Source organism: Acinetobacter sp. UBA6526, from assembly GCF_002434875.1.
Classification (GTDB): Bacteria; Pseudomonadota; Gammaproteobacteria; order Pseudomonadales; family Moraxellaceae; genus Acinetobacter; species Acinetobacter venetianus.
Genome location: NZ_DJLC01000195.1, coordinates 1 through 10,392, shown reverse-complemented (window position 1 = coordinate 10,392; position 10,392 = coordinate 1). Strand labels below are relative to the sequence as shown.

General features: G+C 37.9%; 10 protein-coding genes. 4 read left to right on the top strand and 6 right to left on the bottom strand.

The genetic code is table 11. The features are described from left to right. Positions 1–83: 83 nt before the first annotated feature. Positions 84–1,133, bottom strand: a complete 1,050-nt coding sequence (locus B4237_RS13275; protein ID WP_278596054.1) for a glycerophosphodiester phosphodiesterase family protein — start codon at positions 1,131–1,133, stop codon at positions 84–86. A gap of 241 nt (positions 1,134–1,374) precedes the next feature. Here B4237_RS13275 and B4237_RS13270 point away from each other — a divergent pair, with 241 nt between their 5' ends. Continuing rightward, on the top strand, positions 1,375–1,839 hold the full coding sequence (locus B4237_RS13270) for a copper resistance protein NlpE (protein ID WP_019384926.1): 465 nt from the start codon (positions 1,375–1,377) through the stop codon (positions 1,837–1,839). Between the two features lie 100 nt (positions 1,840–1,939). Here B4237_RS13270 and B4237_RS13265 read toward each other — a convergent pair whose 3' ends face one another. Further along, positions 1,940–3,544 carry an isocitrate lyase gene (locus B4237_RS13265; RefSeq protein ID WP_286943529.1) on the bottom strand — a complete coding sequence of 535 codons (1,605 nt, stop codon included), beginning with the start codon at positions 3,542–3,544 and terminating at the stop codon, positions 1,940–1,942. A gap of 542 nt (positions 3,545–4,086) precedes the next feature. Between B4237_RS13265 and B4237_RS13260 the strand changes: the two genes are divergently transcribed. Together B4237_RS13260 and B4237_RS13255 are read left to right on the top strand one after the other, a co-directional pair. Then, complete coding sequence (locus B4237_RS13260; RefSeq protein ID WP_004880674.1) at positions 4,087–5,076, top strand: LysR family transcriptional regulator; 990 nt, start codon at positions 4,087–4,089, stop codon at positions 5,074–5,076. A gap of 154 nt (positions 5,077–5,230) precedes the next feature. Then, positions 5,231–6,556 (top strand): hemolysin family protein, encoded by a 1,326-nt coding sequence (locus B4237_RS13255; protein WP_004880676.1) that lies wholly within the window; start codon positions 5,231–5,233, stop codon positions 6,554–6,556. Between the two features lie 30 nt (positions 6,557–6,586). Here the strand turns inward: B4237_RS13255 and B4237_RS13250 are convergent, their stop codons facing one another. Together B4237_RS13250 and B4237_RS13245 are read right to left on the bottom strand one after the other, a co-directional pair. Further along, entirely contained in the window at positions 6,587–6,850 is a 264-nt protein-coding gene (locus B4237_RS13250; RefSeq protein ID WP_278596056.1) for a ribosomal protein L7/L12, read from the bottom strand. Between the two features lie 61 nt (positions 6,851–6,911). Continuing rightward, positions 6,912–7,427 (bottom strand): hypothetical protein, encoded by a 516-nt coding sequence (locus B4237_RS13245; protein WP_004880681.1) that lies wholly within the window; start codon positions 7,425–7,427, stop codon positions 6,912–6,914. A 229-nt stretch (positions 7,428–7,656) separates the two neighbouring features. On the opposite strand from B4237_RS13245, the gene B4237_RS13240 reads away from it, so the two are divergent. Then, positions 7,657–8,205, top strand: a complete 549-nt coding sequence (locus tag B4237_RS13240) for a DUF2239 family protein (protein WP_278596057.1) — start codon at positions 7,657–7,659, stop codon at positions 8,203–8,205. A gap of 61 nt (positions 8,206–8,266) precedes the next feature. Here the strand turns inward: B4237_RS13240 and cysN are convergent, their stop codons facing one another. Together cysN and cysD are read right to left on the bottom strand one after the other, a co-directional pair. Further along, positions 8,267–9,880 carry a sulfate adenylyltransferase subunit CysN gene (gene cysN, locus B4237_RS13235; protein ID WP_004880685.1) on the bottom strand — a complete coding sequence of 538 codons (1,614 nt, stop codon included), beginning with the start codon at positions 9,878–9,880 and terminating at the stop codon, positions 8,267–8,269. Positions 9,881–9,963: 83 nt separating this feature from the next. Beyond that, positions 9,964–10,392 (bottom strand): sulfate adenylyltransferase subunit CysD (gene cysD / locus B4237_RS13230; protein WP_286943524.1); only part of this gene is annotated, 429 nt, incomplete at its 5' end.

Sequence of the window (10,392 nt, the reverse complement as noted above, 5' to 3'; positions counted from 1 at the left end):
TCGAGTCTCGTTTCCCGCTCCAAAATTTTAAAAAGCCACTTAAGAAATTAAGTGGCTTTTTATTTTCAAATATTTATAGATCTCTAGTATTCAGCTAGCGCCTCTTTTGCTGTTGCAGGATCATCTACAAACACACCATCTATACCAGCATCAAAAAACATTTTAAGCTGTTTTTTCAATCCCGATGGGCATCTCTCTGAAAGCACGCCGCTACATCTAAATGCCGTAGGTAAATTATTATTTTCAGGTGCAAATGACCACGGCTGCACTTCAAGTCCAACCCCATGCGCTATACTGACAAAGTTGCTCGCCTTCGTTGAATTGTCTCTAAAAATAGCATTCTTGTTCGGCCCAACTACATCAGCATATACTGCATAGGCAGGCAAACTTGCAAGATTTACAGCATCATACAGCGGGCCTAAATCATTAAGTAATTGTAATAACTTCACCCTCTTGAGTGAGCTATGCGTTGTATTAAGTTTAGTACGTACCAATTTCAAACTGATTGGATCAAACGCCTCAATATAAATAGGTGCAATGTCTCTGGTATATTTGTACCTTGCAAGAGTATTTAAAACTTTACTCTCCACTGGAAGTCCCACTGCTGTAAAATACGCAGGAGTTTTCATTTCAATATAAATCCCGGTGATTTTCCCTGTTCTATTATAGTTTTGCTCGGCTATATTAATCACTTCATCCAGTGTAGCTACATTATATAAACCATCATAAGCTGTATTTTCAGGCCGTGTATTTGGGCCACGTTCATGTACTTTTAACATTTTGATTTCACTGAGCGTAAAATCCTCACTAAACCAACCTGTGTAATACTTTGCACCAACGAGCTTACTGGTTTTTCTATTTGCAAATTGGCTAAAGCTGCTCACATTGGTTGTTAAACTTAGCTCATTTTCATGTATGGAAATCAGCGCTCCGTCTTTGGTGGGAACAATATCAGTTTCGATGAAATCAGCCCCATCCTTAATGGCTCTTTGATATGAAGGCAATGTATTTGCAATAGCAAATGAAGGCGCACCTGCATGACCGATCACCGTAATTTCCTGGGCTTGGCTAAATACGCTATAACCACAGAGTGCACCTATTAAAAATAGTCGATTTAAAACATTAATACTCATAATTTACCTTCTTTATTTTCTTTATTGAATGCGTGGCTTTTGTTTGTTTACGTTGAATACCCTTACAACCTGAAACTAACAATAAAAAATTACAAATCAATGAACATTATTAAGAAAATATTTATATTGATTTTTTCACGATTTACCAAAGGTTAAATAACGCTTACATTCCTTCACTACCCTTTTCTTTTTAAATTTCATAACTTAGGACACAAGTATTTTTTAATAGGTTAAATCCAAAATGAAAAAATCAATTATTGCACTATCTCTCGCTTCTGTATTTTTAGTAGCTTGTAGTAAAACAGACAACAAAAATAATCAAGAGCAAACTCCAACAGCAGCGAGTGAAGCAGTTGCCGTTGATAGCGCTCACACTGCCGAAAACTCTTTAGACTGGAATGGCACTTATAAAGGTGTTCTACCATGTGCAGATTGTGAAGGTATTGAAACAGAGCTTGAACTTAACGCTGATAAAACCTATGAGTTAAAAGAAACATATCTTGGCAAAGGTGACGGTAAAGCATTTGAAAGCAAAGGTAGCTTCCAATTCGATGCGAACAACACATCTGTTATCGAATTAGATAAAACTGGCGATAACCGCAAATATTTCGTTGCTGAAGGTTATTTAAAAGCACTTGATATGGAAGGAAATGAAATTACGGGTGATTTAGCAGATAAATATGAGCTTAAAAAAGAAGCTGAATAAAGTTTAATAGAAAGCTCACCTAAATAAAGGTGAGCTTTTTTATTGCTTAGTAGAAATAAAAAACCCTGCATAAGCAGGGTTTTTTTGAATCAATCGAAGCTTAGTGAGCAGCGAATTGGTTCATTGTGTTTTTAGCATCATCGTGCGCTTTAAGAGCGTTGTCACCAGAGAAGATTTCTTTGTGATCATCACCGATGTCAGAACCAGCCATTGCTTGGTGTTTAACACAAGCGATACCACCGCGGATTTCTTTACGTTGTACGCCAGCAACATAAGCCAACATACCTTCAGAACCGAAGTAACCTTGTGCAAGCTCATGAGTAGAAAGAGCAGCAGTGTGGTAAGTAGGAAGTGTGATCAAGTGATGGAACACACCCGCTTCACGAGAAGCATCTGCTTGGAATGTACGTACTTTCTCATCAGCATCAGCAGCTAATTCAGTGTTGTCGTACTCAGCGCTCATTAATTTAGCACGGTCATAAGCAGAAACATCTTCGCCTTCAGCAACCCAACGATCGTAAGCTTGTTGACGGAAGTTTAACGTCCAGTTGAATGATGGGCTGTTGTTGTAAACTAGCTTAGCATTTGGAACTGTTTCACGTACACGGTTAACCATGTGAGCGATTTCTTCAACGTTTGGAGTTGCAGTTTCGATCCAAAGAAGATCAGCACCATTTTGAAGGCTAGATACACAGTCAAGTACAACACGGTCAATTTGAGTGTCTGGACGGAACTGATATAAACCAGAAGCTAAACGCTTAGGACGGTGTAATTTACCATTACGTTTGATCAAGATTTCGTCTTCTTGAGCATCAGCAATGTCAATTTCAACTGTGTCTAAGTAGCTGATGTATTGAGAAGCGATGTCACCTGGCTCTTTAACCACTGGGATTTTTTGAGTCAAGTCAGCGCCTTCAGAGTCAGTACGTGCAACGATGATACCGTCATCAAGACCCATTTCTAAGAATGCATAACGTAATGCATGGATTTTAGCGATGAAGTCTTCGTGCGGAACAGTTACTTTACCAGCTTGGTGACCACATTGTTTCGCGTCAGATACTTGGTTTTCGATTTGAAGCGCACAAGCACCAGCTTCGATCATTTTCTTAGCAAGTAAGTAAGTCGCTTCTTCGTTACCGAAACCAGCGTCGATGTCAGCAATAATTGGCACAACGTGAGTTTGGAAACCATCGATTTGAGCAGTGATTTCAGCAGCTTTAGCAGTGTCACCAGCTTCTTGAGCTTTTTTAAGAGCACGGAATAAATCGTTTAATTCTTTCGCGTCAGCTTGACGTAAAAAAGTATAGATTTCTTCGATTAATGCAGGAACAGAAGTTTTTTCATGCATAGATTGGTCAGGAAGTGGACCAAATTCTGAACGAAGTGCAGCAACCATCCAACCTGAAAGGTAGATATAACGACGTTCAGTAGTACCGAAGTATTTTTTGTTCGCAATCATTTTTTGTTGTGCAATGAAACCGTGCCAGCAACCTAATGATTGAGTATATTTGCTAGAGTCAGCATCATAAGCAGCCATATCACGACGCATAATCGCAGCTGTATATTTAGCAATATCTAAACCAGTTTTGAAACGGTTTTGTATTTGCATACGAGCAGCATCTTCTGGGCTAATATCGCGCCAAGTGTTGCCGAATTTTGCTTTTAATTCGCGAATTGCATCAATCGCTGTTAAATATGTAGACATGATATATTCCTTTTGAGGATTGGCATCGAACGATCGCAATAAAACCATGCTTTTTTATAGGCTAGATTTCAAGCACTTCATCAATATGTTGCACAGCTTAGTCTTTGCCAAGAGATTAATCCAATATCCTAAGGTAATTTTCAGTATTTTTTTTTGAAATACATGTGAAAAGATGATGTGATATAAAAAATAAACACCTATAAGATATTGTTACTTATAAACTATTATTTAAAATAAAATCGCAACACAGAATCATCCACCAAAGATTTTGTATTAATTTTAAACAGTAAATTCTTTTATCAGCATCGATGTTAACGATCTAAATTGACACTTTTTGCCATATTCTCACTCATTATTTTTATTGTTTACTGCTATTCAGATTACGGTTAAGTGCATTCAAAACCAAACGAGTTAGCACAAAACGGAATAGCTTTGTTGGTCGGTGTTTTAGAGCTTATTTAGTAGGATTTAAGTTATACAAATGCCTTGAGATATGTCATAATTCAACACAATTTAAATATTTTATTTTCGGTATTTTTTTTATGAATCTGGAGCGGGTTGATCTCAATTTATTAATTTATCTTGATGTACTTCTTCGGGAAAAAAATGTCACACGCGCAGCAGAACAATTAGGGGTTACTCAACCCGCGATGAGTAATATTTTACGCCGCTTGCGTAATTTGTTTAATGATCCCCTGCTCATTCGCTCATCAGAAGGTATGACGCCAACTGAACGTGCACTTGAATTACAACCTCGTATTCGTGATGCATTGTCAGACCTTTCCATGATTTTGGAACCGCGTACCGAATTTAGACCTTATACAAGTACTCGTGTGTTTCGTATCATGACTTCGGATTATGCCGAAGCCACCTTAGTGCCTCGCCTTGTCAAGGCATTGCGCTCGGAAGCACCTAATGTTGTACTCGACTTCCTTACTCCAAGTGACGTGTCTTATCGAGATATGGAACAAGGTAAAGTTGATCTCGCCATTAACCGCTTTAATGAAATTCCGCAAAGTTTTCATCAAGTCCTAGTTTGGCGTGATAGCTTTAGTTGTATTTTGAATGACAAACATCCAGCAGTTACTCACTTAAATTTGAAAAGCTATTTAGATGCTCAACACATTTGGGTATCTAAAACAGGTATGGGTGTTGGATTTGGTGTAAATCCAGATAAACAAGCAGGTTTGGGTTGGATTGATCAAGCACTAGAACGTATTGGCCAACGTCGTAAAATCTCTGTATTTACACGCCATTATCAAATGCCAGCGTTGTTGGCTCAAAATGTTGATTTGATTGCAACATTACCTACCCGAATGGCACGCTTACAAACACAGAATCCAAAACTTGTGATCAAAGATCCTCCATTTTATATTCCAGAATTTGAATTAAAAATGGCATGGTGTCCGTTGCTACATCATCATCCTGCACATCGTTGGTTAAGACAATTAATCCTCTTTGTTGCAAGACAAATGATCGAAGAAGAGAATCGTGAGTTTTTTATAAATAATTCTCAATTTTCACAATACTAAAATATCCAATTGTAAAAACCCTTAGAATTTGTTGAAATATCAGCAAATTCTACCCCCTTCCGAATAGATTGTTACACTGCGGTAAGGATTTAGTTACCTCCGTACTTTTTTGTGTTACAACATATTCATAATAATGATGAACCACAGGTGATGTGTGAGTCTCTTCCAAAATATTATAGTAATTATTCTGCTGATTTCAGCGGCAGGCTTTTTATCACTTACAGAAATTGCATTAGCTGGCGCTCGTAAAGTTAAATTAAAAATTTTAGCCGAATCTGGTGAAACGCGTGCTCAAAAAGTTTTAGATCTACAAGAGCAATCTGCTGATTTTTTTGCGGCATCTCAAATTGGTTTAAATGCTGTCGCAATCTTGGGTGGTATCCTCGGTGAGGCTGCGTTCCGCCCGTTTTTCGTTGAAATGATCAAACAGTTTTATGCAGGCCCTTGGCTAGAAACCATTGGTTTTGCACTGTCATTTACATTGGTAACATCACTCTTCATTTTATTTGCTGATCTCATGCCAAAACGCTTGGCAATGATCGCCCCTGAAAAAATTGCTATTAGTGTCATTGAACCTATTCAAGTTTTTATCAAAATTTGTAAGCCGCTTGCATGGGGAATTAATGCAATAGCGAACCTGTTATTTCGTCTGTTTAAAGTTAATACAATTCGTGATGATAATATTACCTTTGATGATATCTCAGCGGTGATGGATGCAGGTGCTCAAGCTGGTGTTCTGCAAAAACAAGAACATCATTTTATTGAAAATGTATTTGAGCTTGAAGAAAGAACTGTTCCATCTAGTATGACAACACGCGAAAATGTTGTGTTCTTTACCTTGACTGAACCAGAAGAAAGTATCCGTCAAAAGCTTGCCGAATATCCTTATTCAAAGTTTTTAGTCTGTAACGAACATATTGATCAAGTGATTGGCTATGTCGATGCCAAAGATATTTTAGTTCGTATTTTGAATAATCAATCATTTACCCAGCTAAATGAATCAACGATTCGCAATGTTCTGATTATTCCAGATACGTTGACTTTATCCGAGTTACTGGATCGTTTCCGTTCAACTAAAGAGAAATTCGCTGTTGTTATCAATGAATACGCTTTGGTTGTCGGTGTAATTACGCTGAGTGACATCATGATTACCGTAATGGGTGACTGGGTCACACCAATGGATGAAGAGCAACAGATCATTAAACGTGATAATCATTCATGGCTAATTGATGGTAGTACGCCTATTGAAGATGTAAAACATGTTTTAGAAATCGAAGAATTTCCTGAAAATGAAAATTATGAAACCATCGCAGGTTTCATCATGTACCGTCTTCGCAAAATTCCACGCCCAGCCGATGCTGTAGAATATGCGGGCTTTAAATTTGAAGTTGTCGATATTGATCATTATAAAATTGACCAATTGCTTGTTACTCAGATTTTACCGAGTCAAGAAACCGAAACGACAACCTCATCTGAATAAATAAAAAGCCCAATTTAATTGGGCTTTTTATTACTTCCATATCATCCAAGCGATAATCACAATCAACAAGAATATAAACACAGCGAACTTAAGCCCACCCCGACTACGTTGCGCCAATTGTTCTTGTAAATGTGATTGTTCATTAGGATGATCATTTAAATATTGATCAACTAAATCTTTTGACTCTTTTAAACCAAGTCCTGTTTTTTCACGAGTTATTTTAATTGCCTCAATCAACTGCCCCGATCGCAATGCTTGTAACGCCTCTTGCGGTAATTCTAATTGTTGATTCATAAAGCCAACATCCTTGTTATTTTAATGATTTGATTTACATCATTCTAAACTTGAATAGAAATTAATTTCCACCATATAAAGCAATAAGTTGGTCTAAAGTTGCTTGGTAGTGGATCGAAATGTCTTCAGCCAAGATTTTATAAGCATTATCAAACTGTACCATTGGCCAGCCTTCCTTCCAAAATGGAAAAATATTGTGTAAGCCTTCCGTCACAATTGCATCTTCACGTGTAATTGCCTGTGCAATTTGAGATAATACTTGTGCTGTTTCCGCTCCATCAATCGCAAGATAATCAATACCACGTACTTTCAAGATACGAACACGATCTTTCTTATAACGTATTTTTTTCGCCTGCCCCGCATTTAATCCCAAAGCAAGTGTCACAGCTTCAACAAATTTTTCTTCAAAACTTGTATTTAGCGCTACTAAAGCTTGTTTGTGTGATTCTTGACGCCCAGCTTTCCCACCATTACGAATTATCTCTTTTGCTTCACTATCAAGCACATCTTTTTTCATAGACTGTAAAATGTCTAAAACTTCGATATCGCTTAAAGATTCTGGAGAATAATCAGTCATGGGAGTCCAAATACAAAAAATATGAAAGGATATTGTCTCATAAAAGCCCTATCAAAGCAGAATAAAAATTTAAAATTGCATCTTTCGCTTACTAACTTTCAATCTATTCATTTGCTCTATTCATCATAAAAAAAATAATATGAATGGCGTCTATCCTACAGTAGGATTTGCAAAAATAGTTTTACCCTGATAATATTATTTTACCCGTATAAAATTAGATTTTTAGAATATGAATAGTTCAACAACCTATACCTCTTTTTCAGGTGATCGCTATCTTGCAAGTGGTGAAATGATGGAACTCATCTTAAAGATTAAACAACTTCAAGAAACGACTGAAAATATTTTGATTTTTAATGATCAAAATGGCAGGCAAATTGATTTTGATTACACTGGCTCTGAACAAGAAATTCGTGAGCGATATGCTGAACCTGAACCAACTAAAAAAGTTGGACGCCCGAAACTTGGGGTAATTTCTCGAGAAATCACCTTACAGAAAAAGCACTGGGATTGGCTAGACCAGCAGAGTGCCAGTGCTTCTGCGATTATTCGCAAACTGATCGATAAAGAACTGGATGATCCAAACTCTGAAAGCAATAAGATGCTGGCAAAACAAGCCACTGATCGCTTTATGTCTGCAATGTTAGGCGATATGCCGAATTATGAAGAAGCAACCCGTGCTTTATATCAAGGTGATAAACAAATGCTTATCGCTTTAATCCACAACTATCCAAAAGATATTCAAGAATATATTTTTAAATTATCTAAAAATGCATTCTAAAATGTCTAATTCAAAAATAAAAAACCCGCCTAAGCGGGTTTTTTTCAATTGACTCGATCAATTAAAGACGAACCAGTTCCACCACTTTTTCAGCGGCTTCTTCAACCGTTTCAGCGGCAATTTCCGTATCTGTACCTTCAACAGTTGTCGTAATAACCACCACACCTGTTTCACGTAACAATGCAATTTGCTCAGCCGTCAAATTGGCTTTTGCAATCGCAACCACACCTTGTTGAATCAATAAGCTTTCCAAAGCCTGAGCTTTCTCGATTAACTGTGCAGACACACCAATCACTGCAGGCTTTTGCCCTAAACGAGCAGCACGATCTTCCGCAGTCACAGGATTACTGTGTGCAGTCCATTCTACTGCTGCTTCAACCATACCAGCACCGACAGTCACGTTGCTTAAACGATCAATAAAGATAAATGAGCCTGTGTAACGGCTGTCTTGATATTGGTCGAATACAACTGGTGCATCGAACTCAACCACAACATCAGCAATCGCATTCAGTTCAAGTTCTTCAACCTGTGTGTGCTCAAGTGTATTAACATTTACACGGAAATTAATTGCAGTGACTTTGGCAGGAACTGTTTGCGTACCAATTTTTACGTTGTACAACTTCCCTTTTACTAAAGGATGCTCATTCATCCAAACCACTGAAGCACGCACACTACGTGAAATCAAAGGTTGCTCACCAGCACGCACAAGTACGTTGCCGCGAGAAATATCAATTTCATCATTGAGCGTTAAGGTAACAGCTTGACCCGCAGCAGCTTGTTCAAGATTTCCATCAAAAGTAACAATTTCTTTTACTGTTGATTTCTTGCCCGATGGTAATGCAACGATTTCATCGCCAACACGAATTTCGCCTAGTGCAATTGTTCCAGCAAAACCACGGAAATCAAGGTTAGGACGGTTCACATATTGAACAGGGAAACGGAATTCCTGTTTGTTCGATTCACGCTTAATTTCCACTGATTCAAGAATGCTCATCAAGGTTTCACCCTTGTACCACGGCGTACTTGCTGATGGATTAACGACGTTATCACCATTCAGTGCAGAAATTGGAACAAATAAAATATTTTCAGGACGACGATCGCCAAGTTGATTCACAAATGCATCATATTCAACTTGAATTTCATTGAAACGCGCTTCTGAGAACTCGACCAAATCCATTTTATTGATCGCAACAACGATATTTTTAATACCTAACAAGCTTGCAATAAATGAATGACGACGTGTTTGTGTTTGGACACCATAACGCGCGTCAATCAAGATAATCGCAAGATCAGCAGTCGATGCGCCTGTAGCCATGTTACGCGTGTACTGCTCATGCCCTGGTGTATCAGCAATAATGAACTTACGTTTTTCAGTTGAGAAATAACGATAAGCAACATCAATGGTAATACCTTGCTCACGTTCAGCTTGTAAACCATCAACAAGTAAAGCAAGGTCAGGTGCATCACCTGTAGTCCCAACTTTCTTACTGTCGCGGGTAACCGCTTGCAACTGATCTTCATAAATCAGTTTAGAATCATAAAGAAGACGACCAATTAAAGTACTTTTACCATCATCTACATTACCGCATGTTAAAAAGCGTAATAAGTCTTTATTTTCATGCTGGTTTAAATACGCCAAGATGTCTTGGCTAATAAGATCTGATTGATGAGACATTGCTCAAAACTCCACATATTCTTTAGAAATCGGTTTTCATCTCCCTAACTCCCTCTTTTAAAAGAGGGATTCGCTTAAGGAAATTAGAAATAACCTTCCTGCTTTTTCTTTTCCATTGAGCCAGCCTCATCATGATCAATCATTCGACCTTGACGCTCTGAACTTGTTGCTAAAAGCATTTCTTGGATAATTTCAGGCAATGTATCCGCTTCAGACTCAACTGCACCTGTTAATGGGTAGCAACCAAGTGTACGGAAACGTACTGATTTCATTTGTGGAACTTCACCCTCTTTCAAACGCATACGTTCATCATCTACCATGATCAACGTACCACTACGCTCAACCACTGGACGTACAGCAGAGAAATAAAGAGGAACAATTTGAATATTTTCTAAATAGATATACTGCCAAATATCTAACTCAGTCCAGTTAGACAAAGGGAACACACGAATACTTTCGCCTTTGTTTACTTTACCGTTGTAAAGATTCCAAAGTTCTGGACGCTGATTTTT

Coding starts and splice junctions, on each gene's coding strand:
- B4237_RS13275 (WP_278596054.1), bottom strand. CDS start 1,133: ATGAGTATTAATGTTTTAAATCGACTATTTTTAATAGGTGCACTCTGT.
- B4237_RS13240 (WP_278596057.1), top strand. CDS start 7,657: ATGAATAGTTCAACAACCTATACCTCTTTTTCAGGTGATCGCTATCTT.
- B4237_RS13245 (WP_004880681.1), bottom strand. CDS start 7,427: ATGACTGATTATTCTCCAGAATCTTTAAGCGATATCGAAGTTTTAGAC.
- B4237_RS13260 (WP_004880674.1), top strand. CDS start 4,087: ATGAATCTGGAGCGGGTTGATCTCAATTTATTAATTTATCTTGATGTA.
- cysN (WP_004880685.1), bottom strand. CDS start 9,880: ATGTCTCATCAATCAGATCTTATTAGCCAAGACATCTTGGCGTATTTA.
- B4237_RS13265 (WP_286943529.1), bottom strand. CDS start 3,544: ATGTCTACATATTTAACAGCGATTGATGCAATTCGCGAATTAAAAGCA.
- B4237_RS13250 (WP_278596056.1), bottom strand. CDS start 6,850: ATGAATCAACAATTAGAATTACCGCAAGAGGCGTTACAAGCATTGCGA.
- B4237_RS13270 (WP_019384926.1), top strand. CDS start 1,375: ATGAAAAAATCAATTATTGCACTATCTCTCGCTTCTGTATTTTTAGTA.